The organism is Caulobacter sp. BK020 (assembly GCF_004342605.1).
Taxonomy (GTDB): domain Bacteria; phylum Pseudomonadota; class Alphaproteobacteria; order Caulobacterales; family Caulobacteraceae; genus Caulobacter.
The window spans coordinates 1-24,001 of record NZ_SLZL01000029.1 but is presented as its reverse complement, the minus strand read 5'-3'; the positions used below and the strand labels follow the sequence as shown (position 1 = coordinate 24,001).

Genomic DNA, 24,001 nt, shown 5'->3' with positions numbered 1-24,001 from the left:
ATCCGACGTTGTCATCCGGCGTACACTCATTCGGCCAAAGGGGGCGGGCGCCGCGTCTTGTCGGCGTCGAGGACATGATCGAACACGTACCCATGGAAGATCACCGCAAAGGGGCGGCTGCGCTCGATGAAGCACGGCTCCGTCAGCAGGCCATCGGCGTCAAGCTTCGTCAGATGTTCGACGAGGTGGTGAACGAGCCGGTGCCCGACGAATTTCTGGATATCCTGCGCAAGGCCGAAACGCCTTCGGGAGAGCGTTGAGCATGAGCGAAACGCAAGTCGGCCGGTCACCGTTCGATCCGGCCCGTGACGAGACCTTCAAGAAGGAGCTCGTCACGTTGATTCCGCATCTTCGCGCCTTCGCCCGCACGCTGACCGGCGACCCGACCGCGGCGGACGATCTGGCGCAGGACGCCATGATGAAGGCTTGGGACGCCCGCGCCAGTTTCCAGTTGGGCACCAACATGAAGGCCTGGACCTTCATGATCCTGCGCAACCAGTTCTATTCCGAAAAGCGCCGGTCCTGGCGCCAGAGCCAACTCGACCAGGAAGCGGCCGAACGCACCCTGGTGGCGGTCGACGATCCGGAGGCGCCGGTCGCGCTCGACGAACTGCGGCTCAGCCTGGCCATGCTGCCGCCGGAACAGCGGGAAGCCCTGATTCTCGTTGGGGCCGGCGGCTTCGCCTATGAAGAGGCCGCCGAGATCTGCGGCTGCGCGGTGGGCACGGTGAAGAGCCGGGTCAGCCGGGCGCGGCGGGCCCTGCAGGCGATTCTCGAGGCCGGCGCCTATGACCGCGACGGCGCCGCCGCCGGCGACGCCATGTACGCCATCCTGGCCGACGCGGAGAGACTGAGCACCCTGCGGTGAAGTCGCTCCTCAGGCGAGGAGCCGGAGCGGTCGGATCCATCCGGGTCCGGCTGGCCGGTGCGTTGTTTCTCGCCTTGCTGCCCGTTCTGATCCTCGGCGTCCTGCAATCGGTGTTCGCGTTCAAGGCGGAGGCCGATTCGCGTCGCCAGAGCCTGGAACTGGCGGCCGGCCGCAGCGCCGCGATCGCCCGCGCCCGCATCGAGGCGGCCGGCGTCCTTCTCCAGACCCTGGGCCCTGGATCGGTGGGGCTGGAATGCACCCAGCGCCTGGACACGGTGAAGCAGCGCCTGCCCGGCTACGCCAATCTGATCCGGTTCGACTCCTACGGCCGGGTGTCCTGCGCCGCCGCCACGACGCCGCCCGACGCCATGCGCGCCAATCGGCGGTGGTTCCAGCGCCTGGCCGCCGGGTCGCACATGGTGGTGGCCAGCATCCCCGGCGTCACCTACGCCGACGAGCCGGCCGTCTTGACCGCAGTTCGGGCCGAAAAGCGTGATGGCCGCTTCGACGGGGCCATGGCCGCCGTGCTCACCCTGTCGACCATCCAGCCGGAGACCGCCAACCGCTACCTGCCGGGCGGCGCGGAGGTGGCCCTGGCCGATTCCGAAGGCCACGTCTTCGCCGCCACCAACCGGCGGGCCTTTGGAACGCCGTCCACGGCCTGGCGGGACCAGACCCTCAGGAGCGGCTCGGCCCTGTGGTCGGGCCGCGACGCCGACGACCGTCCGCGAGACTTCTCGGCCGCGCCCCTGGTCGGGCGGGAGGTGTTCGTCATTCTGTCGGCCAAGGCGCCGGGCCTGGCGTCGTGGGCGTGGCTGAACCCGATGCTGCGCCTGCTGGCGCCGCTGCTGGCCTTCGTCCTGGCGCTGGCGGCGGTGCTCTACGCCACCGAGCAGGCGGTGATCCGCTGGATCGTCTACCTGCGCCGGGTCGCGGCGATCTACGCCCGGGGCCGATTCACCGTGCGCCCTCTGCAGGCCGAGCGCGCGCCGCCCGAGATCCGCGAGCTGGCCGCCACGCTCGACGACATGGCCGCCGGCATCGTCGCCCGGGACGCCTCGCTGCGCGACAGCCTGGGTGAGAAGGACGCGCTGATGCGCGAGATCCACCACCGGGTGAAGAACAACCTGCAGATCATCTCCAGCCTGCTGAACATGCAGCAGCGCGCCCTGACCGATCCCGCCGCCCGCACCGCCTTGAACGACACCCGACAGCGGATCACCGCCCTGGCCCAGATCTACCGGGCGCTCTACCAAGGCCCTGACCTCAAGCGGGTCGACCTGCGGCCGTTCCTGGAGGAGCTGACGGCCCTGCTGCTGGCGGGCGACATGTCGACCGGCGGGACGATCCGCACCGAGGTCCATGCCGACCCGCTGGTCATCGACCCCGACCGCCTGGCGCCCCTGGCGCTGTTTGCGGTCGAGGCCATCACCAACGCCCAGAAGCACGCCTTGGCCGAACGCGGCGGCACGCTGACCGTCGAATTCTTCGTTCGCGGGGAGGAGGCGGAGCTGGCGATCGGCGACGACGGCCCCGGCGCGCCGAAGGGACCGGTCGAGGGGGTGGGGCGGACGCTGATGACCGCTTTCGCTCGGCAGCTGCGCGGCAAGCTGCAGTTCGACGCCTCGCCGATGGGCGGCCTGCTGGTGCGCCTGGTGTTCCCGACCCCGGAGGCGCCGCCCGCGGAGCCCGCCGTGACCGGAACCTAGCCGGGGACCCCCACGTTCAACTGGGGCAACACCTTGGACGCCCAGTTCGGGCGATCACCGGAGAAAACCCATGCGGAAGCTCATCATCCTGGCCGCGATGGCCGCCAGTCTCACCGTCGCCGCCTGCAACACCGTCGAAGGCGCCGGCAAGGACGTCTCTTCGGCCGGTCAGGCCGTCAGCGACACCGCCAAGGACGCCAAGTAGGTCCTCGGCCAAAAACGCCTGCTGAACGAGCCCGCTGGTCCCTGATCGGCGGGCTTTTTCGCGGCGACGGTCATCAAAGGTTTCGTTTCGGAGATGCAACTTCAAGTCGGTTTTGCGATCTATGGTCATGCTTGGTGACGCGCGATCGTGGCTGTGACGCCCCGGTTACAAATCTTCCCTCAACGTGACCTGAACCGATATCCGCCAGCCAAGCTGGTCCTTCAGCCTGTGGTCGTCTGTTCCACGGGTCTGATTTCCAATTGCCGCGTCCTTCTTCCGCGCCGATCTTCGTCCATAGCGGCTGGCGGTGCTCGAGCACCTATGTCTGGCATCGCTTCCGTGCCGTCCCCGAGGTGATGGCCTATTACGAGCCCTGGCATGAACAACTGGCCAGGCTGACGCCGGAGCGGATCGAGCGCGAGCGGCCCGCCACCAGCGGCCTGCGCCACCCGAACGAGGGCCTGCCCTATCTGTCCGAATTCGCTGGCCTGCTGCGACCAGACGGCGGCGTCCAAGGTTTCGAGACGCGCCTGGCGCTGGACGGCTACTTCCTGTCGGCCGACCAGGAGGACCCCGGCCAAGCCGCCTATGTCGAGACCCTGATCGCGGCGGCGCGGCGCGAGGATCGCACGCCGGTGCTGGCCTGCTGCCGGACGCTGGGCCGGATCGGCTGGCTGCGGCGCCGGTTCGGCGGCACGCACATCGTTCTGATCCGCGATCCGGTTCAGCAGTGGCGATCGTTCTACTCGCTGCGCAAACGGCCCCGGCCGACCTATTTCGAACTCTGCCAGTACGTGATCCTGTCCGAGGCGGCGGGCGGCGAGGCCGGAGCCCGCCGGCTGGGCCTGGCGGCCAGCCAGGGCGATCTGGCCGACCGCATCCACGCGGCGCGCAAGCGGCTGAAGCGGGCGCCGGCCCGGGTGTCGTTCGCCGCCTTCCTGGCGGTCTATGTGCTGTCCTATGTGGCGGCCCTGCCGCGCGCCGACCTGGTGATCGATGTCGATCGGCTGGGCGGCGATCCCGAATACGCCCGCACCATGGCCACGGCGATCGAGGTGCTGACCGGGGTGAAGCTGGACTTCGCGGACTGCCGCACGCCTCCGCCGCACGCCGGCAGGCTGCCGGTCGACTACCGCAGGGAAGCCGTGGCGATGATCGAGGCGCTGGACCTTTCCGCGGCGCTGACGGCGCCAGGGCCGGTCCAGACCCTCTATCGCAAGCTGGTCAGGGCCTTGCCGGAGCGCGAGACCGTTACGCCGTGGACGCAGATGCTGACGGCCTGGCGCCGCAAGAGGCTGAGCGTCGCCAAGGCTTGAGTCGAGCTCGGGGGCTCAGGCCGCGGCGCGGGTGAACAGGCCCGACGGCCCTGCGATCGCCTGCACGGCGCTGGTGACGCCCTCCAGAGATTCTCCACTGCCGACCAGCAGCACGCCGTCGTCTTCCAGGCGGGCGGCGAGGCTTTCGATCACCCGGCCGTGCACCGCCGGGTCCAGACCTGGCAGAACGTTGCGCAGCAGGATGACGTCGAACTTGCCCATCGAGGACAGGTCGGCCAGCAGGTTGATCCGCCGCCACCGCACCGCCTGGCGGATCCGCGGGGTGATCGCCCACATCTCGTCCTGGTTCTCGAAATGCTTGACCAGCAGCCGGATCGGCAGGCCGCGTTGGACCTCGAACTGGGTGTAGAGGCCGCTCTGGGCCTTTTCCAGGCAGCGGTCCGACAGGTCCGAGCCGAAGAACTCGAACCGGGCGGCGGGGGCGATGTCGCGCCCCTCGGCGGCGGTCATGGCCAGGGAATAGACCTCCTGGCCGGTCGAGCAGGCCGCGCTCCAGATCCGGATCGGACGGTCCCGGCCCAGCCTGGACAGGCTGGGCAGCAGTTCGTCGCGCAGGTGGGCGAAGACCTCGCGATCACGGAAAAAGGCCGTTTCGTTCAGGGTCAGGGCCTCGACCACGGCCCAGATCAGCCGATCCTCGCGGTGGGCGCGCAGGGCGGCGATCATCGCCTCGATCGACTCGAAGCCCTCCCGGCGGGCCAGCGGATTGAGCCGGCTCTCGACCAGATAGGCCTTGTCGCTCTCGATCCGCAGACCGGCGCGCTGGCGGGCCAGGGCGGCCAGCAGGTCCATGTCCTCGGGCGTCACAGCAGGCCCGCCTCGGCGAACTTCGCCGCGATGATGTCGCCGTCGAACGGCTTCATGATGTACTCGTCCGCGCCGGCGTCCAGCGCCTCGCGGATGGCCTCGATCCGGTTCTCGACGGTGCAGAAGACCACGGTCGGCCCCTGGCCGCCGGGTTCCTGGCGCAGATGGCGCAGGAACTCGATCCCGTTCATCACCGGCATGTTCCAGTCCAGGAGCACGGCGTCAGGCATCGCCGCCCGGCACCAGGCCAGGGCTTCCACGCCATCGGCGGCCTCGGCGATCTCGAAGCCTATGTCTTCCAGGACGCGCCGGGCGACTTTGCGGATCACCCGGCTGTCGTCGACGACGAGACAGGTCTTCACGGCACGCTCCACTCCAATCCCCTCAGCTTGCGACCGAGGGTGTTAAGGACCGGTGACGGCGATCGCGATCTTCGAAGGTTTATGCCCGGAAGGGCTCAGGCGGGGACCCAGGCGGCCAGGGTGACCTTGTCCTCGCCGAGCTCGACCCCGACCTGGCCGCCGGCGGCCCGGACCAGGGCGCTCAGATAGGTCGCCTGCACCCAGGGGCCGCCCAGGCCCTCGGCCAGGGCCTCGCCCTTCAGGCCGGCCAGGACCTCGGGCCGCAGACGGGCGCGGGGGCCGGCGGCGTCGGCGGTGATCGCCACCCGCTCGTCGGCGACCACGGCCCGCAGCGTCGCCTTGCCGCCGGCCGGCAAGGCGCTGGCGGCGATCTGGGCGATGTTGAGGATGGCGCGGGCGGTGGCCTTGTTCATGGTCGAGGGCGGGATCGCCCAGTCCAGGGTCGGGCGCACATGGGCGAACACGCCCTGGGCCAGCTTCTCCAGCTCGCGGGAGTCGAAGCTCTCGGCCGAGGCCGACGCGCCGAACGCCACCCGGGTGAACTGAAGCAGATCGGCCAGCTTGCGGGCGCTGGACGAGATCAGGCTCATGGCGTCCTCGCGCATGTCCTGGGCGGAAGGGTCCTCCAGCAGGTCCAGGCCCGAGACGATGGCGCTGGCCGGACTGATGAAGTCGTGACAGAGGCGCGCGGCCACCAGGGCGGCGAAGTCGGGACCGTTTACGTCCAGTTCGGGCGCGGCGGGGGCGGGTTTGGGAGCGGCGGCGTCGGTCATGGCGCGATCTTTGGCGTGATTTGGGACTTTGGCAAACGGGGCTGGTTTCTCGAAGAACGGCGGCCTATCAGGAGCGCGTCATGGATCCGTTTCTCGAGCCCGGCGTCCTGGTGCGCCATCCCGACCAGCCCGACTGGGGCCTGGGCCAGGTGCAGTCGGTGATCGGCCATCGCGTGACCGTCAATTTCGAAGACGCCGGCAAGCAGACGGTCGACGCGACGCGCGTCACCCTGCTGTTCGTCGGCGACGACCCCCGAGGAAGTTAAATGGCCCATGCGAACCTGGCGGAAGATCTTGCGTCTTGGGGCCGCGACCTGGCGACGATCGTCGAGGCGGCCGCCGAGGTCATCCTGCCGTTCTGGCGCACCGAGCTGGACGTGGTCCGCAAGGCCGACGAGAGCCCGGTCACCGAGGCCGACAAGGCCGGCGAGCGCCTGATCCTGGCCCGGCTGGCCGAGCGCTTTCCCGAAATCCCGGCGATCTCCGAGGAGCATGCCTGCGAGTTCGGCACGCCCGACGCCATCGGGCCGCGCTTCTTCCTGGTCGACCCGGTGGACGGCACCAAGGCCTTCGTGCGCGGCGATCCCAACTTCACGGTCAATATCGGCCTGATCGACAACGGCGCTCCCGTGGCCGGCGCCATCTGCGCCCCGGCGACGGGCGAGGTCTGGTTCACGAGCGCCGAAGGCGTGCTCAAGCGGGAAGGGCCCGGCGGCGCCGAGATCCGGGTCCAGGCGCGGGCGTGGCCCGAGGGCCAGGCCCTGGCCCTGGTCAGCCATACGATGAAGGAAGAGCGGGCGGCCGAGCTGGCGGCCCAGTACGGCTTCACGCTGCGCGCGCCGATGGACAGCTCGATCAAGCTGGTCCGCATCGCCGAGGGCGCGGCCGACATCTATCCGCGCCACGGGCCGACCATGGAATGGGACACGGCCGCCGGCCACGCCATCCTGGTCGCCGCCGGCGGCCGGTTCACCACGCCCGAGGGTGAGGCCTTCACCTATGGCAAGGCCGACCAGGGCTTTCGCAACGGCTGGTTCGTGGCGCGGGGCGCCTAAAGCCGGTCTATCCGAGCGCGACAAGCTCTACGGCTTCATGGCGTCGGCCCGGCTTTCCAGCAGGCCCGGCCGATGCGACTTCATCTCCGCGCGCCAGGTCAGCAAGGCGGTCCTGTTCGGCCCCTTGGGCGTCCGGCTGAGCAAGTCGTCGATCTTTTCCAGTAGGGCGTCGTTGAAGGCCAGGGCGGCCTGGGCGCTTTCGATCATCAGCACGCGAAGGTCATTGGCGCGGCGGATCTTGCGGCGACGGGGCGGCTTGGACTTGGGCATGACGGGTTTCTCCTGTCGGTTTGGGGCGATCCCCCCGTAGGGGAGCTGTACGAAGCAACTGAGGGGGTCTTTGGCTCGGCTGGGACAGGCGCATGCGCCTGTCCCCAATCGTGGCGCGACCTCTCGTCCTCACGCGGAAAGCCGCTGAGTGGGTGGGGAGGCGCGGAGCGGTCCGGGCCGAGCCCGGATGACCGTGAATAGTGTGTGTGCGTTTCGGCTAGACCTGACCGCTCCGCGAAACCGTTCTTCTCAAGGGACGGCAACTGAGGGCCTGTTTCATCCCGATCGACGTTCCCCCTCGGGCGGGCAGGATCAAAGTCGCCCGGAAGGGGCCGTCGGCGACTCCGACTGATCCTGGAACGGGCCGGTTTTTGCTTCCCGGCCCCGTCGACCCGATTGTCCCGCCATCGTCCGCCCCGGACCTTGGGACCTTCTGAGCCCCGCCTCCCGAAACGACCCGACCGCCAGGCCCAGCCGGCCCCGCTCGGTTCCATCCCCATCGCCTGCTTGGGCCGGTACCAAGAGCCCTCCCCGTGATGGAGACCCTTTCAGTATGCGAGGGTTTCGAGCACCGAGGATCGGTGACGCTGCTTTTTCTTCAGGGTGTTGAATTTGCTGGACTTCGCTCCGTCGTTCGCGGGGATGGACGGCGCTCAATCCCCGCGCCGGGGACGCGCACTCACGCCACAGTCTTCGCGGGCTGATCCACTGGGCCTGACGTGAGTGCGTGTCCCCTCCTTCGTCCACGGCCTCATGGAGCCGGGAACCCCAAGCTCAGCGGACGACACAGGGGACACGCACTCACCCTGACCCCAACGCCAACCCGGCAAACGCCGAGGCGTGAGTGCGCGTCCCCAGTCTCGTCAGAGGGCGCTCAACCCTCCGCCAGCGCCTTGCAGAAGGCCGCCGTGTCGTCGTCGGCGGGGAACATGCATTCCACCCGCAGCTCTTCCAGCGTGATGTCGCGCGAGGTCCCGAAGGTGGTCAGGGTCGAGAAGAAGGTCAGGCGCCGGTCGCCCTTGCGGAAGGTGACGGTCATCAGGGGCAGGGGCGTGGCGCCCAGTTCGCGCTGCTCCCAGCGGGCCGGCACGTCCGGATAGGCCAGAACCTCGTCCAGCAGGGCGCGGGACGCCTTGTCGGTGGCGGCTTCGTGATGCAGGTGACGGATCAGGTCGCCGGCCACCTCCTCCCAGTTCTCGACGAAGGGCCTCATGTCGGCCGGATCGAAGACCTGACGCATGATGTTGCCGTGCGGCCGGATCCCGTCGCGCAGCCAGTCGAACACCCGGACCAGGCCCCGATTGGCCATCAGCACGTCCCAATGCCGGTTCACCACGAAGGCGGGATAGGGTTCCTGCTGGCCCAGGATGAACTCGATGGCTCGTCGCACCAGGGCCATCTGCGGGTCCGACAGGGCGGTCTCGCGATAGCCGGGCGCGTAGCCGGCGACGACCAGCAGGGCGTTGCGGTCGCGCATGGGCATGTCCAGCGCCCCGGCCAGCAGGGCGACCAGTTCGCGGCTGGGTCGGGCCTTGCCGGTCTCGACATAGCTGAGGTGGCGGGTCGAGATTCCGGCCTCCAGCGCCAGGTCCATCTGACTCATCCGGCGCGCGCTTCGCCATTGGCGCAGCAGGTCGCCGAGCGGGTGGTCGGCCAGGGCGGGCGCGGAGCGGGACGGCGGCGAGGTCATGGTGTTCATGACCTGACACTAACCGCGCCGGGCATGATCGCCATAACCTTCCAGGTCATGGAGCCGGTGATCGGGCGGTTCTAGTCCTCCGTCGCAGCGGGGCTTTCGTCCCGCCAGAGGATCAGACCATGCAAAGACGACAGTTTCTGACCGCCGCCGCCAGCCTAGCGACCTTGGCGGGCGCGGGTCCCGCCAGCGCCGAAGGGACGCCGCCGCGCGCCGAGGACGACGCCCGGGCCGCGCGCGCCTGGAACGCGGCCCGCCGCCATCAACCGACCCGGTTTGGCGACATCGCCTATGTCGAGCGCGGCGCCGGCCCGGTCGCCCTGTTCCTGCACGGCTTTCCGCTCAACAGCTTCCAGTGGCGCGGGGCGTTCGACCGGTTGTCGGGCCAGCGTCGCTGCATCGCGCCGGATTCCCTGGGCCTGGGCTTCACCCGGGTGGCGGCCGGCCAGGGCGTGACGCCGTCGGACCAGGCCGACATGCTGGCGGCGTTCCTCGACGCGCTGGGGATCGCCAGCGTCGATCTGGTCGCCAACGACAGCGGCGGGGCGGTGGCCCAGCTCTTCGTCACCCGCTTTCCGCACCGGGTCCGCACCCTGCTGCTGACCAATTGCGACGTCGAGCCCGACAGTCCGCCGCCGGCCCTGCAGCCGGTCGTGGCCCTGGCCCGCGAAGGGACCTATCCCGACCAATGGCTGGTTCCCTGGTTCAAGGACCCGAAGCTGGCCCGCTCGCCGCAGGGCTTCGGCGGCATGTGCTTCTCCGATCCCAGCCAGCCGACCGACGCGGCGATCGCCATGTATTTCGGCCCGTTGGTCGCCACTCCGGCCAGCAAGGCCCTGGTCAACGCCTACACCCTGGGCCTGGACCCCAACCCCCTGGCCGGGATCGAGGCCGCCCTGGGCCGGTGCAAGGTTCCCACGCGCATCGTCTGGGGCATGGCCGACGACATCTTCGCCAAGGAAAGCCCGGACTATCTGGATCGCCTGCTGCCGAACTCGCGGGGCGTGCGGCGCCTGTCCAAGGCCAAGCTGTTCTGGCCGGAAGAATATCCGGACGTCATCGCCGAGGAGGCGCGGACGTTGTGGGCGGACTGAAGCGATGGCGACGGGGCGCCGGACATGGAAACGGCCGCTCCCTTTAGGGAAGCGGCCGTTTTGGTGGAGCTAAGCGGAGTCGAACCGCTGACCTCTTGAATGCCATTCAAGCGCTCTACCAGCTGAGCTATAGCCCCAAGGTTTTCCCAGGTTTCCCTTCGGAAGCGCTGGTATTCCTCAGTCTCTCCGGCGATTCCGACTAGGTGGCCCCCGAAGAGGCGCGGAACCTATGCCGGGAGGATTTTTGGATCAACCCTCCCGGCGAACTTTTTTCGGAAAATTTTTCGAACCGTTGTTCTGCAAAATTTTCGCAGGGAAGCCTGACGGACGACGACCTCAGTCGTCGTCGTCTGCGCCCGGCAGGCCCTCGATTTCGTCGTCGAGGACGTCGTCCTCGTCTTCGTCCTCAAGGAACGGAACGTCGTCGGCTTCGTCCTCGGCCAGATCCTCGTCTTCCGAGAAATCCACGCCCAGGTCGTCGCCGCCCGGAGCCGGGGCGGTGGTCGGATCGCCGTCGTCGTCGTCGGTCTCGACGACTTCCTCGGCGGCCTCGTCGATTTCCGGAGTCTCGTCGACCTCGTCCTCGTAGCCGTCGGCCTCCTTCGGCGCGACCGACTCCTTCTCGTCCTCGGCGTCGTAGTCCGGCGTGACGGCGCGGGCGCGCACGCGGCGCGACTTCAGCGCCTCTTCCGGATCGAACGTCTCACCGCATTTGGGGCAGACGGCCGGGCGGCGGTTCAGATCGTAGAACTTCGATTGGCAGTTGGGGCAAATCTGTTTTGCGCCCAATTCGGGATTGGCCAAGGCGGCGACCCTTTGATCCAGATGGGAAAAGCGGCGGGTCACTTGCCATGACGAAGGGCCGCTGTCAAAAGCAATCCCCTCGCGAAAACCACCATGACCAAGGAGCCGGTTTCGGCATGACGGCGGCTGGACTGAAGAGCACGCCCGGCGGGGCCTTGTGGGGAACCGTCCGGGCCCCCGGCGACAAGTCGATTTCCCACCGTTCGATGATCCTCGGCGCCCTGGCTTCGGGGACCACGACGGTCGAGGGCCTGCTGGAGGGCGCCGACGTGCTGGCGACCGCCCAGGCCATGCGTTCGTTCGGGGCGCGGGTCGAGCAGGAGGGCGTCGGCCGCTGGCGGGTCGAGGGCCATGGCGGCTTCTCCGAGCCGTCGGACGTGGTCGACTGCGGCAACGCCGGCACCGGCGTGCGGCTGATCATGGGCGCGGCGGCCGGCTTTCCGCTATGCGCCACCTTCACCGGCGACAGCTCCCTGCGCGGCCGGCCGATGGGACGGGTGCTGGATCCGCTGGCCCGGATGGGCGCCACCTGGCTGGGCCGCGACAAGGGCCGCCTGCCGCTGACCCTGAAGGGCGGCAACCTGCGCGGCCTGTCCTACAAGCTGCCGATGGCCTCGGCCCAGGTGAAGTCGGCCGTGCTGCTGGCCGGCCTGCACGCCGAGGGCGGGGTCGAGGTGATCGAGCCCGAAGCCACCCGCGACCACACCGAGCGCATGCTGCGCGCCTTCGGGGCCGAGGTGATCGTCGAGGATCGCGCCCACGGCGACCATGTCGTGCGCCATATCCGCCTGCCGGCCGGCCAGAAGCTGACCGGGACCCACGTGGCCGTGCCCGGCGACCCTTCGTCGGCGGCCTTCCCGCTGGTGGCCGGGCTGATCGTGCCGGGCTCAGAAGTGACGGTCGAGGGCGTGATGCTCAACGAACTGCGCACCGGCCTGTTCACGACGCTGCAGGAGATGGGCGCGGACCTGACGATCTCGAACGTCCGCGAGAGCAGCGGCGAGCAGGTGGGCGACATCACCGCTCGCTACTCTCCCGACATGAAGGGCGTCGTCGTGCCGCCCGAACGCGCTCCGGCGATGATCGACGAATATCCGATCCTGGCCATCGCCGCCGCCTTCGCCACGGGCGAGACGATCATGCGCGGGGTCGGCGAGATGCGGGTCAAGGAAAGCGACCGCATCGCCCTGACCGCCGCCGGCCTGGAAGCCTGCGGCGTCGATGTCGAGGAAGAGCCCGAGGGCTTCATCGTCCGCGGGACCGGCCAGGCGCCGCGCGGCGGGGCCCTGGTCGAGACCCACGGCGACCACCGCATCGCCATGAGCCACCTGATCCTGGGCCTGGCCGCCCAGGCGCCGGTCTCGGTCGACGAGCCGGGCATGATCGCCACCAGCTTCCCCGGCTTCGCCGAGATGATGCGCGGCCTGGGCGGAGCGATCGCCGAGGCATGAGGGCCGTCTTGCTCCTCGTGGCGAGCCTGTCGCTGGCCGGCTGCGCTTCGCCGCAATGGACGCGGATCGAAGCCGGCGCCGCGCCCCTTTCCACCGCCAGGGCGAAGTGTCGGCCCGCCAAGCAACCCGACGAGGTGATGGTCGAGGCCGAGGAGCGGTTGGCGGCCTGGGATCGATGCATGGAGGGGCAAGGCTGGGCGCGGCCAGAAACCCTCCTCGCCAGGAAAGGTTGATCGCCATGGCCTTCGTCATCGCCGTCGATGGTCCCGCCGCCTCGGGCAAGGGCACGGTCGCCAGCCGCCTGGCCGCGCTCTACGGCTATCCGATGCTCGACACCGGCCTGCTCTACCGCGCTGTGGGCGTGCGGCTGCTGGACGCCGGCGGCGATCTCGACGACCCGGTCGCGGCCGAGGCCGCGGCGCGGGGCCTGGCGCTGGCCGAACTGGAAAACGCCGAAGTCCGCACCCGCCAGGCCGGCGAGGCGGCCAGCCGCGTGGCCGTGCATCCGGGCGTCCGCGCCGCCCTGTTCGACCTGCAGCGCGACTTCGCCCGCCGCGAGCCCGGCAGCGTCATCGACGGCCGCGACATCGGCACAGTCATCGCCCCCGAGGCGCCGGCCAAGCTGTTCGTCACCGCCAGCCCCGAGGTCCGGGCCGACCGTCGCTGGAAGCAGCTGGTCGGCCAGGGCGAAAGCGTCACCTTCGAGGAAATCCTGGCCGACATTCGCAAGCGCGACGAGCGCGACAGCGGCCGCGCCTCGGCCCCGCTGACCCAGGCCCCCGACGCCGTCTTGCTTGATACGTCGGAAATGACTATATCCCAGTCCTTCGATGCGGCCCGCCGCATTGTCGAGACGGCGCGCGCCCGGTGGGGAAACCCCAAGGGCTAATCCACCGCCCGTCTCGCCGCCGTTCAGGACACGGCGGTCCGCATCAGAAATCCACATCACCCGGAATCCCGAGAACCGTCACATGGCGGCGCTCATCGCAGGGCTTCCCACAACCTAGAGACCAAAGATCAGCATGGCTGACGATATGAGCTTCAACCCCACGCGCGACGATTTCGAAGCGCTCCTCAACGACTCCATGGGCGGCCGCGACTTCGCTGAAGGCACCGTCGTCAAGGGCAAGGTCGTTGGGATCGAGAAGGACTTCGCGATCATCGACGTCGGTCTGAAGACCGAAGGCCGCGTCCAGCTGAAGGAATTCGGCGTCGACGAAGCCGGCAAGGCCACCGTGAAGGTCGGCGACACCGTCGAAGTCTTCCTGGAACGCCTGGAAAACGCCCTGGGCGAAGCGGTCATCAGCCGCGAAAAGGCCAAGCGCGAAGAAGCCTGGACCCGTCTGGAAGGCGTCTACGCCAAGAACGAACCCGTGCTCGGCGCCATCGTCGGCCGCGTCAAGGGCGGCTTCACCGTCGACCTGGGCGGCGCCTCGGCCTTCCTGCCGGGCTCGCAGGTCGACATCCGCCCGGTGCGCGACGTCGGCCCGCTGATGGGCAAGGAACAGCCGTTCGCCATCCTCAAGATGGACCGTCCGCGCGGCAACATCGTCGTCTCGCGCCGCGCCATCCTGGAAGAAGCCCGCGCCGAGCAGCGCACCGAACTGGTGTCGCAGCTGCAAGAGGGTGAAATCCGCGAAGGCGTCGTCAAGAACATCACCGACTACGGCGCGTTCGTCGACCTGGGCGGCATCGACGGCCTGCTGCACGTCACCGACATGAGCTGGAAGCGCGTCAACCACCCGAGCCAGGTGCTGGCCGTGGGCGACACCGTGAAGGTCCAGATCGTCAAGATCAACCCGGACACCCAGCGCATCAGCCTCGGCATGAAGCAGCTGCAAAGCGATCCGTGGGACGGCGTCGAAGCCAAGTACCCGGTCGGCGCCAAGTTCACGGGCCGCATCACCAACATCACCGACTACGGCGCCTTCGTGGAGCTGGAAGCCGGCGTCGAAGGCCTGGTGCACGTCTCGGAAATGTCGTGGACCAAGAAGAACGTCCACCCCGGCAAGATCGTCTCGACCTCGCAGGAAGTCGACGTGGTCGTGCTGGACGTCGATCCGTCCAAGCGCCGCGTGTCGCTGGGCCTGAAGCAGGCCCTGGCCAACCCGTGGGATTCGTTCCTCGAAACCCACCCGGTCGGCTCGACCGTCGAAGGCGAAGTCAAGAACGCGACCGAGTTTGGTCTGTTCATCGGCCTCGACAACGACATCGACGGCATGGTGCACCTGTCGGACATCGACTGGAGCGCGTCGGGCGAAGAAGCCATGGCCCGCTACAAGAAGGGCGACATCGTCAAGGCCAAGGTGCTGGACGTCGACGTCGAAAAGGAACGCATCTCGCTGGGCATCAAGCAGCTGGGCGGCGATCCGATGTCGGGCGACACCTACCGCAAGGGCCAGACCGTCACCGTGACCGTGACGGAAGTCACCACCGGCGGCATCGAAGTGCGCTTCGGTGAGGAAGACGCCCTGATGACCGCCTTCATCCGCAAGTCGGACCTGTCGCGCGATCGTCAGGAACAGCGCCCCGAGCGCTTCGCCGTGGGCGACCGCGTCGACGCTCAGATCACCAACATCGACAAGGCGGCTCGCCGCGTCTCGATGTCGATCAAGTCGCTGGAAATGGCCGAAGAGAAGGAAGCCATCGAGCAGTTCGGCTCGTCGGACTCCGGCGCTTCGCTGGGCGACATCCTGGGCGCGGCCCTGCGCGAGCGGGCCACCAAGGACTAAGCCTTCGCCTCACCGCGAAGACCAAAGAGCGGCGGCCGGAGCGATCCGGCCGCCGTTTTCTTTTGGGTCCGCCATTAACCGAACAGGTTACAAACCTTGGGCCGACATCAAGCTTTCCCCTTGAAGACTCAGGCTTGCTTGGGCAAAGGTCGCACGCGCGTCGGGTCCTGCCTCCCCTGGACCGCCATGTCGCGTCGGGGATATCGATGATCAAGTCCGAACTCATCGCCAGGCTCGCGAACGAGAATCCGCACCTGACCCAGAAGGATGTCGAGCGTGTGGTCGGCGTCATTCTCGAGCGCATGATCGGTGCGCTGGAAGAGGGCGGCCGCGTGGAGCTGCGCGGCTTCGGCGCCCTGTCGGTGCGCTCGCGCCCGGCTCGCGCTGGTCGCAACCCTCGCACCGGCGAAACCGTCGACGTGCGCGCCAAGCACGTGCCGTTCTTCAAGAGCGGCAAGGAACTGCGCGGTCGCCTGAACGCCGACGAGTAGGCCGCTACGCTTGACCAAGAGGGCCGCTTGACCCCGAGGGGCGAACGCGCTCAGCCTTCGGCGCCAGTCGGAAGAGGTCCAGCATGAGCATCGTCAAGGAATTTCGCGAGTTCATCGCGCGCGGCAACGTCATCGACCTGGCGGTCGGCGTCATCATCGGCGCGGCCTTCAACTCGATCGTCAAGAGCCTGGTCGATCAGGTGATCATGCCGCCGATCGGCCTGCTGATGGGCGGGCTGGACTTTTCCAAGCTGGAATGGGTGCTCAAGCCCGAAGATCCCGCCACGACCGCCGTCGAGAAGGTGGCCGTGCAATACGGCGCCTTCATCAACACCGTGATCCAGTTCCTGATCGTGGCCGTGGTGGTGTTCCTGCTGGTCAAGCTGGTCAACCAGGTGCGCCGCGCCGACGCCGAGGAGCCCGCGCCGGCCGCGCCGACGCCCGAGGAAAAACTGCTGACCGAGATCCGCGACCTGCTGGCCAAGCCGAAGGCCTAGAGAAGCGCCGCCAGCACCTCGCGCGCCGCCCGCTCACCCGTTTCCCAAGCGCCATGGGCGGTCGAGAAGGCGTTCGGCGAGCAGGCCTCGCCGGCGAAGAACAGTCGCCCGTCGACCGCTGCGGCCAGCACGGCGCGTTCGCCCGCCCGCCCGGGCAGGGCGTGGGAATAGGACCCCCGCGCCCAGGGATCGCTCGCCCAGGCCGTCCGCGCCAGCACCGAGACCCGGCCGCGCAGGCCCGAACCGTAGACGCCGACCAGCTCCTCGATCGCGAACGCCGCCGCCGCGTCGGGTCCGTCCGTCTCCAGCGCCCGGGCGTGGGTTCCGCCGAAGAAGGCTTCGATGATCGGGCGACCCAGCGGGCGCAGGTGGTAGGAACCCGTCGCCGTCCGATCGCTGGCGCCATAGACCATCGCCTCGACCGGAAAGGCTTCCGGCTCGTCAAGCCGCAGGAACACCTTGTCGGCCAAACCCAGCGGCAGGCCCTCGGCCGCGGCCAGCTTGGCGGGCAGTTCCGGCAGGATCCGCAAGCCGCCAGCGGCCAGCACGGCCGTGGAGACGCAGACGACGGCCGCGCGCGCCTGGACCACTCCACGAGGCGTTTCGAGCCTCAGGCGCGGCCCGTCATGGCGCAGCAGGGATACCGGGCAGCCAGGGACGATCCGGACGCCCGACGGCGCCAGGCCGGCGATCGCCGTGCCGTAGCCTTCGGCGATCCGCCAATTGACCCCGCTGTCGTCATAGGCGGCGTAGTCCTGGACCGAGACCTGGTCGAACTCGGCGCCGTTGTAATAGGCGCTGAAGGCGTTCAGCAGCGGGTTCCAGCGGTTGCCGGCCTCCAGCAGGTCCGAGGCGGGCCGGTCGGTCGCATCGCCGGCCGCCGCCTCGATCCGTTCGTCGAAGGCCGCGAAGGCCTTGCCATAGGCTTGGCGCTCGGCGGCGCTGAAATTGGCCGTGGCCTCCGGATTGGCCCAGGGCGGCGGGGTCTTGTCGATGGTCAGGCCACGGGCGGCGATCGCCGCGACCAGCGGGTTGTGGTCGGCCGAATGCAGCCATTCGCAGCCGAGATCCAGGGGAAGGCCGGCCAGCGCAACCGTGTGAGCCCGGCCCCCGATCCGGTCCTGGGCCTCCAGCACCACGGCGCTCAGCGGCGAGGCCGACAGCGCCGAAGCCGCGGCCAGGCCGGCGGCCCCGGCGCCGATGATGGCGACATCGACCTCGGTCAAGGGGCGGCCTCGGTCGGCGGGGCCTGCTCGGGCTCCAGTTCGATCGATTCGCCGGGCTTGAGGCCGCAGGCCAGCAGGCTGGACCACACGGTCTCGGCGGTCTCGGCGAAACGGAAGAGCTCAAGGTCGGCGGCGTTGATCATGCCGTGCTCGATCAGATTGTCGAAATGGACCACCGAACGCCAATAGGCCTCGTCGAACAGCACGATGGGGATGCGCGGGGCCTTGTCGGTCTGGCGCAGGGTCAGGATCTCGAACAGTTCGTCGAACGTGCCGAATCCGCCGGGAAACACCACCAGGGCGTTGGCCCGCATGGCCAGGTGCATCTTGCGCATGGCGAAATAGTGGAAGCGGAACGACAGATCGGGCGTCGCATAGGGGTTCGGCCGCTGCTCGTGGGGCAGGGTGATGTTGAAGCCCACCGAGGGCGCGCCGGCCTCCCAGGCCCCGCGGTTGGCCGCCTCCATCACCCCCGGTCCGCCCCCGGTGGCGATGACGTTGTCGCGCACGCCGTCGGTGGCGTGGATCGCCCCGCCGCGTTCGGAAGCGAGGCGGCCGAAGCGCCGGGCCTCTGCGTACCAGCGAGGCTGCCGCCCCGGACCGTCCTCGCGCACGCGGGCGCTGCCGAACACCACGATGGTCGATCGCACGCCCCACGCTCGCAAGGCCTCGTCGGCCTTGGCGAACTCCAGCAGGAAGCGCACCCCGCGCATCGACTCGCCCAGCAGGAAGTCCTGGTCCAGCGCCGCCAGGCGATAGGAGGGCGAGGCGAGCTGGGCGGCGGGATCGATGGGAGGGGTGTCCGTCATGCCTTGATCCGAAATCCGAGCCGCTGCTTCCATAGCCTACTGATAGGGACAGGCGCATGCGCCTGTCCCTAGGTCAGCCGCGGCCCTACTTGCCCTTCGTCAGCGTCGGGCTGTCCAGATCCAGCTGATCGATCGGGATCTGCTGGGCGGCCGGGACGGCGGTCTTGACCCCTTCGCCCATCGCCTTGGCGTCGCCAACCACGATGACGCTGGTCTGGGCGGGGTCGAGCACGGCCTTGGAGAAGGCCTGGACATCGGCGGCGCTGACCGCCTCGACCTTGCGGGTATAGGCCTGGATCTCGTTCAGCGGGACGCCGTAGATCGCCAGGTTGCCCAGGATGTCGGCCAGGCCGCCCGAGGTGCCCAGGTCGCGTCCGAAGTCGCCGACCAGCACCGACTTGCGCGCCGCCAGTTCGGAGGCCGAGGTCGGCTCGGCGGCCAGCCGGGTCAGCTCGTCCTTGATCAGTCCCACCACCTGGGCGGCGGACTCGTTCTTGGTCTGGACGCTGGCCGAGAAGCCGCCGATCGCCGCGCGCGGCGACAGGCTGGAGCTGGCGCCGTACGACAGGCCGCGCTTGATGCGGATTTCCTGGTTCAGGCGGGACGAATAGCCGCCGCCCAGCACGCCGTTGGTGACCAGGCCGGCATAATAGCGCGGGTCGGCGCGCAGGATCGCCGGCTTGGTCACCACGACCGCGGCCTGGCCCGTGCCAGGCAGGTCGACGATCACGTTCCTGGCCGCATAGCCCGTCGGGCCCTTGACCAGGGCGGGGGGCGGGCCGGCCGGCCTGGCCCAGCCTCCGAACGCCTTTTCCGCCAGGGCGAAGCCCTGTTCGGGCGTCAGGTCGCCGGTCAGCACCAGGATGGCGTTGTCGGGACGCCAGTTGGCGGCGTGGGTCTTGACCAGGGCGTCGCGCTGGATCTTCGGCAGCGAGCCGGGCGTGCCGTTGGCGACATGGCCGTAGCCCGAGCCGGCGTAGATCACGGTCGGTACGACGAAGCCGGCCACGGCGCCCGGCCGCTGGAAGCTGACCGACAGACCGTCCAGGGTCTCGGTCTTGACGCGTTCCAGCTCGTCGGCCTTGAAGGTCGGATTCTCGGCGACGTCGGCCATGATCGCCAGGCCCTGCGCCGCCTTGTCGGCGATGACGCTGAGGGTCAGCGATGTGGCCTCCCAGCCCGACCCGGCCTCCAGATTGGCGCCGAGCGCCTCGGTGGCCGCGGCCACCTGGGTGGCGGTGCGGGTCTTGGTGCCCTCGGTCAGCAGTTCGGCGGTCAGGCTGGAGACTCCGGCCAGGCCGGCCGGGTCGGCGCCCGAGCCGCCGCGCACGGTCAGGTCGGCGGTGACCAGCGGCAGGTCGCTGCTCTTGGCGACGATGACCCGCAGGCCGTTGGCCAGGGTCTTCTCCACCGGCGAGGGCAGGACCGGCGACACCGGGGCGCCCGGCGCCGGCGGCGCCACGCGCTCGCCTTCCGGCGCCAGGGCGGTGACCGGGCCGTCATAGGAGACCGAGGCGACCTTCGGCGCGGCCTCGAACGGGTCCTTGGCGCCGGCCGGCTTGGTCGATTCGGGCAGGTAGCGGACCGTCACCTTGCGGTCGTCGGCCAGGTACTTGGCGGCCACGCGCTGGACGTCGGCGGCGGTCACCGCCTGCAGGGCGGCCAGATCGGTGTTGGCCCGCTGGGCGTCGCCCTCGGTGCGCAGGGCGTAGCCGATCGCGAAGGCGCGCCCGTCGATGGTCTCGCGGCCGCGGACCGCGTCGGCCAGCAGGCCGGCCTTGGCCTCGGCCAGCTCGGCGGCGGTGGGCGGCGTCGCGCGCAGCTTGGCGATCTGGGCGCTCAGCGAGGCTTCGCCCTGCTCGACCGTCTTGCCGCCGGCCATGATGGCGCCGACGTAGAACAGGCCCGGCTGGGCGTTGTTGGGCGCCGAGGAGAAGATCTGCTGGGCGATCTTCTGGTCATAGACCAGGCTGTCATAGAGGCGCGACGACTTGCCGGCCGACAGGATGGCGTCGAGAACCGCCAGGGCCGGCACGTCGGGATCGGCGGCGGCCGGTGCCAGCCAGGTCATGGCCACGGCCGGCAACGGCACGTTGGGGCCGTAGGTGGTGACCACCTTGGAGCTGGTGCGGGGCGGTTCGACCGTGGTCACCTGCCTGATCGGCGTGGCCGGGGCCTTCAGCGGGCCGAAATACTGGTCGACCCAGGCGTTCAGCTGCGCCTCGTCGAAATTGCCGACCACGATCAGGGCGGCGTTGTCGGGGCGGTAATAGGCCTGGTGGAAGGCGCGGACGTCGTCGACCGTGGCGGCGTCCAGTTCCTCGATCGAGCCGATGCCCGGCCGCTTGTAGGGATGGTCGGCGAACGAGGCCTTGGTGATGTTCAAGGCGAAGAACCGGCCGTAGGGGTTAGCCAGGACCCGCTGGCGCAGCTCTTCCTTGACCACGTCGCGCTCGGACTTGAACACCGCGTCGTCGATGACCAGCGAGCCCAGGCGCTCGCTTTCGGCCCACAGCAGCCGTTGCAGGTGGTTAGCCGGCACCACCTCGTAATAGTTGGTGAAGTCGTCATAGGTGGAGGCGTTGTTGAAGCCGCCGACATCCTCGGTCAGCCGGTCGAAGAACTCGTTGGGCATGTTGCGCGTCGACTTGAACATCAGATGTTCGAACAGGTGCGCGAAGCCCGAACGGCCCTCCGGATCGTCCTTGCTGCCCACGCCGTACCAGACCTGGACCGTCACGTTGGGCGTGGTGGCGTCGCGCGAGGTAAACACCTTGAGGCCATTGGCCAGGGTCCGCTCCTTGTAGACGATCGGCGGCACCGTCACGCTGGCCGCGGCCGGCTTGGCCTGGGCCTGGGCGAGCGGCGCCATCGTCAGCGAGGAAAGGGCGGTGGTCGAAAGGGCCAGCGCCACGAGGGCGGCCTTGGCGACGGGACGGATCATGAGGACGACGCTCCGAAAGCTTGAGGGCGCGACCCTAGCATCCGGGTTCAAGGCGCCAAGATTACCGTCTTGTCATGAAAGCCGCCCGGCATAGCCGAAGATCACGCCCAGCCACGGATGGGCGACCAGGACGCGGAAGCCATAGGCGTCGTCACACGCGAAGGTCCTGGCGCGAATGCGCGGCGCCCAGGCGCGGGGCAGGGGGATCGGGCCGAGGCGCCATCCCTCGAAGGTCCAGGAGAAGCCGCCGGGATAGGGCGCGACGCCAAAGCGGAAGGTCAGAGCGCCGGCCGTCTCCTCGAACGCCCAGGGATCGTCGCGGGCCGGCGCGATCGTCGAGCCGAAGGTGCTGGCCCCGAAGCGGCGGACCCAGCGTTCGCCGTTCGCGGTCGGCGTGATCGTCACTGTCGTCGCGTGCTGGCCGGTCGGCGGCAAGCCCTGCAGGCGCCGGACCAGGGCGGGCAGGCCGGACGCGCCGCGCGCGCGGGCCTTTCCTGTCAGGGTGACGGGCGCGACTCCGGCGTGGGCTTGGCGAACAGGGCTGGGCTGGGCTTTCCAGGCCTCACCGAGCAGGCGGGGAAACAGGCCCGGGGTCTCTGGACGCTGGCTCTCCAGTTGAGTGCGGATCGGCAGCCCGCTCAATTCGCGGAGGATCGCGTCCAGGTCGACCAGGCCGACGCAGGGCGTGGCGCGGGGTTCGCCCAGCCGGCCGTCGAGCAGGGCGCGCAGCGTGGCGGCCGCCGGGGCGGCCGGGGTGTGGGGGCCTGCGCCGGCCTCGGCGCACAGGCCCCAGCGCGCCAGGCGGCGCGCGCCGTCGGCGTCCCGCCCCTCGACGTTCACCACCATGCCGCCGCGGTCCGAGCCCAGCGGCGCGGCCCAGCCTGCCATCTCGCCCAGCAGCACCGCCAGGGGCTCCAGGGTCGGAACCAGCCGGATTCTCCGAAGCAGGCTTAGCGCCCAAAGGCCCAGGTGCAGGATGGGAAGCTCCAGTCCGGCCCGGAAGATCGCGTCGCGGCGGGGGTGGAAGCGGGCGGGCAGCAGGTCGAGGTCCGGCGTTTCGGCCAGGCTGGTCCAGCGACGGTCGAGGCCCGGGAACGGCGTGCGGCGAGGCTCGCTCCAGCCGGGTCGGATGGTCCACCGGCCCTCCGCAAATACCTGCAGCGGTGCGCCCGCCCAGGCCAGGATGGCGCGGATCACCGACAGGCCGCGAGGCGCGCGGGCGCCCGGCGAGATCGCCGCCTCGATCCGGTCGATCCGCGTCCAGCCGGCGGTCAGGGCGTCGAGGGCGCCGTGGCTGAGGGCGGGGGTCGAGCTGGCGCCGGTGATCGCCCAGCGCCGGGCGGTCCGGGTCGGGCCGTCGAGCGCCGCCTCGAAGCCGGCCACGAAGTCGCGGGCGTCGGCCAGGTCGACATAGTGGGCCCGCGCCGCCAGGACCGCGCGGGGAAAGGCGTGATCCTGTCCCTGGAACGGTCCCGCCGCGTCGACCACCGCCCAGGCGCTCAGGGTCGCCAAGTCTTTGGGATCCAGGCGGTCGAGCCGGGCGACCTCGATCTTCGCGGCCGGCTTGGCCTTGGCCAGATCGGTCGCCACCGCCTCCAGGCGGACGAGGTCGCGGGCCGCCAGGACCAGGACGACGTCGGGCCAGCGGGCGATCATCGCGGCCAGTCGCCGTCCGAACACGCCGCTGGCGCCGACCAGGACGATGCGTTTGCGGTCGTCGGTCATCGGACCGGCGGCTCCAGCACGAAGCGCGCGCGCTGCTCGGGCGTGGGCAGCATGCAGGTCGCGCGCCGGCCCATCAGGCGATAACGGTTGGCGGCCAGCCAGTCATAGGCGCCGTCCAGCCAGGCGTGGGGCAGCACGCCGACGGCCGCCAGCCACGACCACGGCGCGCCCAACCGGCGCAGCAGGGCCAGGATCGCCGCGCTCTTCTCAAGCGCCCGGCCATTGTCGAGAAACAGGAAGCTGGTCGGCCGGTCCGGGTCGATCCCGTGGGCCTGGGCCAGTTGTCGTCCATAGGCCGACTGGATCGGGGTGAAGCGGATCAGGCCCTGGCGATCGAGGGCCATGACGGCCCGGACCGAGCCCGAACACAGGTTGCAGACTCCGTCGAAGAGCCAAAGTCCGTCGGGTGATCCGCTCATCGCGCCGCCGCCACGCTTTCGCGGCGCAGGGCTCGCAGGGCGGCGGGGACGTCGCGGCGCATGGCCATGGTGGTCACGCCGCTGGGCAGGCCGAAGGGCGCGGCGGCGCGGTTCTCGTAGGTGACGCGGGTGGCGCGTCCGCCGTCCAGCGGCTCCAGCAGCCACTGGCCCTCGCAATCCTTGATGTCGCCGGCCTCGCAGCGGAAGGCGATGCGCCGGTACGGCTCCAGGGCCAGCCGCGAGGTCGAGTGCAGGGCCGGCAGCAGGAAGCTCCACTTGACCACGTGTTCGCGCAACTCCGTTCGGCCGGAAGGGTCGCGCGACAGCACGGCGCAACGCTTGACGCTGGGCGTCATCCGCGCGGCGCGTTCGCAGTCGAGGATCGTGGTCCAGACCACCTGCGGCGGCGCGGCGATGTCGATCATCGCTCGCACCTGACCGCCGCGGCCCCCAGGGTCGGTATGGGCCTCCAGGGCGACGTCGCCGCTTTCAATCCGCCGCAGCCAGTCGGGGTTGACCTCCGGCGCCCCGGCGAACGCAGGGACGGACAGCATCATGAACGCAACGACAAGGGCTCGGCCACGCATGGGCCGAGCCTAGCCGAGTTTCAGTGCACGGCGCATCAGCCCCCCGTGCGATTCTTCACCAGGTCATCGACGACGGAGGGATCGGCCAGGGTGGAGGTGTCGCCCAGGCTGGAGAGTTCGTTCTCGGCGATCTTGCGCAG

General features: G+C 69.5%; 27 protein-coding genes and 1 tRNA gene. 14 read left to right on the top strand and 14 right to left on the bottom strand.

What is annotated here, in order from left to right:
* Positions 1-74: 74 nt before the first annotated feature.
* From EV278_RS22510 to EV278_RS22490, 5 genes are all read left to right on the top strand, one after another.
* Positions 75-260 (top strand): NepR family anti-sigma factor, encoded by a 186-nt coding sequence (locus tag EV278_RS22510; protein ID WP_028040104.1) that lies wholly within the window; start codon positions 75-77, stop codon positions 258-260.
* Between the two features lie 2 nt (positions 261-262).
* On the top strand, positions 263-868 hold the full coding sequence (locus EV278_RS22505) for a sigma-70 family RNA polymerase sigma factor (RefSeq protein ID WP_035080302.1): 606 nt from the start codon (positions 263-265) through the stop codon (positions 866-868).
* Positions 865-2,577 carry a sensor histidine kinase gene (locus tag EV278_RS22500; RefSeq protein WP_279389388.1) on the top strand — a complete coding sequence of 571 codons (1,713 nt, stop codon included), beginning with the start codon at positions 865-867 and terminating at the stop codon, positions 2,575-2,577. Before EV278_RS22505 ends, EV278_RS22500 begins: the two co-directional genes overlap by 4 nt.
* Before the next feature lie 70 nt (positions 2,578-2,647).
* Positions 2,648-2,782: an entericidin A/B family lipoprotein gene (locus EV278_RS22495; protein ID WP_132096249.1), complete on the top strand. Its 135-nt coding sequence runs from the start codon at positions 2,648-2,650 to the stop codon at positions 2,780-2,782.
* Between the two features lie 260 nt (positions 2,783-3,042).
* A complete protein-coding gene (locus EV278_RS22490; RefSeq protein ID WP_132096247.1) occupies positions 3,043-4,098 on the top strand; it encodes a hypothetical protein in 1,056 nt (351 codons plus the stop codon).
* A 15-nt stretch (positions 4,099-4,113) separates the two neighbouring features.
* Here the strand turns inward: EV278_RS22490 and EV278_RS22485 are convergent, their stop codons facing one another.
* The 3 genes from EV278_RS22485 to chpT all read right to left on the bottom strand — a co-directional run bounded on the left by EV278_RS22485 (position 4,114) and on the right by chpT (position 6,061).
* Positions 4,114-4,926 (bottom strand): protein-glutamate O-methyltransferase CheR, encoded by an 813-nt coding sequence (locus tag EV278_RS22485; RefSeq protein ID WP_132096245.1) that lies wholly within the window; start codon positions 4,924-4,926, stop codon positions 4,114-4,116.
* Positions 4,923-5,300, bottom strand: a complete 378-nt coding sequence (locus tag EV278_RS22480) for a response regulator (RefSeq protein WP_165916747.1) — start codon at positions 5,298-5,300, stop codon at positions 4,923-4,925. The genes EV278_RS22485 and EV278_RS22480 overlap by 4 nt, the downstream gene beginning before the upstream one ends.
* A gap of 83 nt (positions 5,301-5,383) precedes the next feature.
* Entirely contained in the window at positions 5,384-6,061 is a 678-nt protein-coding gene (chpT, locus tag EV278_RS22475) for a histidine phosphotransferase ChpT (RefSeq protein ID WP_132096243.1), read from the bottom strand.
* Between the two features lie 80 nt (positions 6,062-6,141).
* On the opposite strand from chpT, the gene EV278_RS22470 reads away from it, so the two are divergent.
* Positions 6,142-6,327: a DUF3553 domain-containing protein gene (locus EV278_RS22470; RefSeq protein ID WP_035080297.1), complete on the top strand. Its 186-nt coding sequence runs from the start codon at positions 6,142-6,144 to the stop codon at positions 6,325-6,327.
* Complete coding sequence (gene cysQ, locus EV278_RS22465; protein WP_132096241.1) at positions 6,328-7,116, top strand: 3'(2'),5'-bisphosphate nucleotidase CysQ; 789 nt, start codon at positions 6,328-6,330, stop codon at positions 7,114-7,116.
* 27 nt (positions 7,117-7,143) lie between these two features.
* Here the strand turns inward: cysQ and EV278_RS22460 are convergent, their stop codons facing one another.
* Together EV278_RS22460 and EV278_RS22455 are read right to left on the bottom strand one after the other, a co-directional pair.
* Entirely contained in the window at positions 7,144-7,386 is a 243-nt protein-coding gene (locus tag EV278_RS22460) for a hypothetical protein (protein ID WP_132096239.1), read from the bottom strand.
* Positions 7,387-8,260: 874 nt separating this feature from the next.
* Entirely contained in the window at positions 8,261-9,085 is an 825-nt protein-coding gene (locus EV278_RS22455) for a helix-turn-helix transcriptional regulator (protein WP_132096237.1), read from the bottom strand.
* A 119-nt stretch (positions 9,086-9,204) separates the two neighbouring features.
* Here EV278_RS22455 and EV278_RS22450 point away from each other — a divergent pair, with 119 nt between their 5' ends.
* A complete protein-coding gene (locus EV278_RS22450; protein WP_132096235.1) occupies positions 9,205-10,176 on the top strand; it encodes an alpha/beta hydrolase in 972 nt (323 codons plus the stop codon).
* Positions 10,177-10,237: 61 nt separating this feature from the next.
* Here the strand turns inward: EV278_RS22450 and EV278_RS22445 are convergent.
* Together EV278_RS22445 and EV278_RS22440 are read right to left on the bottom strand one after the other, a co-directional pair.
* Positions 10,238-10,313 (bottom strand) — tRNA-Ala (locus EV278_RS22445).
* A gap of 199 nt (positions 10,314-10,512) precedes the next feature.
* Positions 10,513-10,980: a TIGR02300 family protein gene (locus EV278_RS22440; RefSeq protein WP_132096233.1), complete on the bottom strand. Its 468-nt coding sequence runs from the start codon at positions 10,978-10,980 to the stop codon at positions 10,513-10,515.
* A 116-nt stretch (positions 10,981-11,096) separates the two neighbouring features.
* Here EV278_RS22440 and aroA point away from each other — a divergent pair, with 116 nt between their 5' ends.
* The 6 genes from aroA to mscL all read left to right on the top strand — a co-directional run bounded on the left by aroA (position 11,097) and on the right by mscL (position 16,151).
* Positions 11,097-12,431, top strand: a complete 1,335-nt coding sequence (aroA, locus tag EV278_RS22435) for a 3-phosphoshikimate 1-carboxyvinyltransferase (RefSeq protein ID WP_132096231.1) — start codon at positions 11,097-11,099, stop codon at positions 12,429-12,431.
* An 8-nt stretch (positions 12,432-12,439) separates the two neighbouring features.
* Positions 12,440-12,664, top strand: a complete 225-nt coding sequence (locus EV278_RS22430) for a hypothetical protein (RefSeq protein ID WP_132096229.1) — start codon at positions 12,440-12,442, stop codon at positions 12,662-12,664.
* Positions 12,665-12,669: 5 nt separating this feature from the next.
* Positions 12,670-13,320: a (d)CMP kinase gene (cmk, locus tag EV278_RS22425; protein ID WP_132096227.1), complete on the top strand. Its 651-nt coding sequence runs from the start codon at positions 12,670-12,672 to the stop codon at positions 13,318-13,320.
* A gap of 133 nt (positions 13,321-13,453) precedes the next feature.
* Positions 13,454-15,163 carry a 30S ribosomal protein S1 gene (gene rpsA / locus EV278_RS22420; RefSeq protein WP_132096225.1) on the top strand — a complete coding sequence of 570 codons (1,710 nt, stop codon included), beginning with the start codon at positions 13,454-13,456 and terminating at the stop codon, positions 15,161-15,163.
* A gap of 206 nt (positions 15,164-15,369) precedes the next feature.
* Positions 15,370-15,654 carry an integration host factor subunit beta gene (locus tag EV278_RS22415; RefSeq protein ID WP_007676040.1) on the top strand — a complete coding sequence of 95 codons (285 nt, stop codon included), beginning with the start codon at positions 15,370-15,372 and terminating at the stop codon, positions 15,652-15,654.
* 83 nt (positions 15,655-15,737) lie between these two features.
* Positions 15,738-16,151 (top strand): large-conductance mechanosensitive channel protein MscL, encoded by a 414-nt coding sequence (mscL, locus tag EV278_RS22410; RefSeq protein ID WP_132096223.1) that lies wholly within the window; start codon positions 15,738-15,740, stop codon positions 16,149-16,151.
* Here mscL and EV278_RS22405 read toward each other — a convergent pair.
* The 7 genes from EV278_RS22405 to EV278_RS24555 all read right to left on the bottom strand — a co-directional run.
* Positions 16,148-17,377 (bottom strand): NAD(P)/FAD-dependent oxidoreductase, encoded by a 1,230-nt coding sequence (locus tag EV278_RS22405; protein ID WP_132096221.1) that lies wholly within the window; start codon positions 17,375-17,377, stop codon positions 16,148-16,150. The two genes, mscL and EV278_RS22405, sit on opposite strands and share 4 nt — an antisense overlap.
* Entirely contained in the window at positions 17,374-18,186 is an 813-nt protein-coding gene (locus tag EV278_RS22400) for a TIGR00730 family Rossman fold protein (RefSeq protein WP_132096219.1), read from the bottom strand. Before EV278_RS22400 ends, EV278_RS22405 begins: the two co-directional genes overlap by 4 nt.
* 85 nt (positions 18,187-18,271) lie before the next feature.
* The gene (locus EV278_RS22395; RefSeq protein WP_132096217.1) at positions 18,272-21,130 is read right to left on the bottom strand and encodes a pitrilysin family protein; all 2,859 of its coding nucleotides are present in this window, start codon (positions 21,128-21,130) and stop codon (positions 18,272-18,274) included.
* 72 nt (positions 21,131-21,202) lie between these two features.
* On the bottom strand, positions 21,203-22,855 hold the full coding sequence (locus tag EV278_RS22390; protein WP_132096215.1) for a DUF4166 domain-containing protein: 1,653 nt from the start codon (positions 22,853-22,855) through the stop codon (positions 21,203-21,205).
* Positions 22,852-23,274: a thiol-disulfide oxidoreductase DCC family protein gene (locus EV278_RS22385; protein ID WP_132096213.1), complete on the bottom strand. Its 423-nt coding sequence runs from the start codon at positions 23,272-23,274 to the stop codon at positions 22,852-22,854. Before EV278_RS22385 ends, EV278_RS22390 begins: the two co-directional genes overlap by 4 nt.
* The gene (locus tag EV278_RS22380; RefSeq protein ID WP_243692298.1) at positions 23,271-23,831 is read right to left on the bottom strand and encodes an SRPBCC family protein; all 561 of its coding nucleotides are present in this window, start codon (positions 23,829-23,831) and stop codon (positions 23,271-23,273) included. The genes EV278_RS22385 and EV278_RS22380 overlap by 4 nt, the downstream gene beginning before the upstream one ends.
* Positions 23,832-23,896: 65 nt before the next feature.
* Positions 23,897-24,001: hypothetical protein (locus tag EV278_RS24555; RefSeq protein ID WP_243692299.1), on the bottom strand; the 105-nt coding region annotated here is incomplete at its 5' end.

What these genes read in the sequence shown, in the direction of transcription:
- EV278_RS22510 (WP_028040104.1), top strand. Translation starts at nt 75, where the DNA reads ATGATCGAACACGTACCCATGGAAGATCACCGCAAAGGGGCGGCTGCG.
- EV278_RS22505 (WP_035080302.1), top strand. Translation starts at nt 263, where the DNA reads ATGAGCGAAACGCAAGTCGGCCGGTCACCGTTCGATCCGGCCCGTGAC.
- EV278_RS22495 (WP_132096249.1), top strand. Translation starts at nt 2,648, where the DNA reads ATGCGGAAGCTCATCATCCTGGCCGCGATGGCCGCCAGTCTCACCGTC.
- chpT (WP_132096243.1), bottom strand. Translation starts at nt 6,061, where the DNA reads ATGACCGACGCCGCCGCTCCCAAACCCGCCCCCGCCGCGCCCGAACTG.
- EV278_RS22470 (WP_035080297.1), top strand. Translation starts at nt 6,142, where the DNA reads ATGGATCCGTTTCTCGAGCCCGGCGTCCTGGTGCGCCATCCCGACCAG.
- cysQ (WP_132096241.1), top strand. Translation starts at nt 6,328, where the DNA reads ATGGCCCATGCGAACCTGGCGGAAGATCTTGCGTCTTGGGGCCGCGAC.
- EV278_RS22460 (WP_132096239.1), bottom strand. Translation starts at nt 7,386, where the DNA reads ATGCCCAAGTCCAAGCCGCCCCGTCGCCGCAAGATCCGCCGCGCCAAT.
- EV278_RS22455 (WP_132096237.1), bottom strand. Translation starts at nt 9,085, where the DNA reads ATGAACACCATGACCTCGCCGCCGTCCCGCTCCGCGCCCGCCCTGGCC.
- EV278_RS22450 (WP_132096235.1), top strand. Translation starts at nt 9,205, where the DNA reads ATGCAAAGACGACAGTTTCTGACCGCCGCCGCCAGCCTAGCGACCTTG.
- aroA (WP_132096231.1), top strand. Translation starts at nt 11,097, where the DNA reads ATGACGGCGGCTGGACTGAAGAGCACGCCCGGCGGGGCCTTGTGGGGA.
- cmk (WP_132096227.1), top strand. Translation starts at nt 12,670, where the DNA reads ATGGCCTTCGTCATCGCCGTCGATGGTCCCGCCGCCTCGGGCAAGGGC.
- rpsA (WP_132096225.1), top strand. Translation starts at nt 13,454, where the DNA reads ATGGCTGACGATATGAGCTTCAACCCCACGCGCGACGATTTCGAAGCG.
- EV278_RS22415 (WP_007676040.1), top strand. Translation starts at nt 15,370, where the DNA reads ATGATCAAGTCCGAACTCATCGCCAGGCTCGCGAACGAGAATCCGCAC.
- mscL (WP_132096223.1), top strand. Translation starts at nt 15,738, where the DNA reads ATGAGCATCGTCAAGGAATTTCGCGAGTTCATCGCGCGCGGCAACGTC.
- EV278_RS22400 (WP_132096219.1), bottom strand. Translation starts at nt 18,186, where the DNA reads ATGACGGACACCCCTCCCATCGATCCCGCCGCCCAGCTCGCCTCGCCC.
- EV278_RS22395 (WP_132096217.1), bottom strand. Translation starts at nt 21,130, where the DNA reads ATGATCCGTCCCGTCGCCAAGGCCGCCCTCGTGGCGCTGGCCCTTTCG.
- EV278_RS22390 (WP_132096215.1), bottom strand. Translation starts at nt 22,855, where the DNA reads ATGACCGACGACCGCAAACGCATCGTCCTGGTCGGCGCCAGCGGCGTG.
- EV278_RS22385 (WP_132096213.1), bottom strand. Translation starts at nt 23,274, where the DNA reads ATGAGCGGATCACCCGACGGACTTTGGCTCTTCGACGGAGTCTGCAAC.
- EV278_RS22380 (WP_243692298.1), bottom strand. Translation starts at nt 23,831, where the DNA reads ATGATGCTGTCCGTCCCTGCGTTCGCCGGGGCGCCGGAGGTCAACCCC.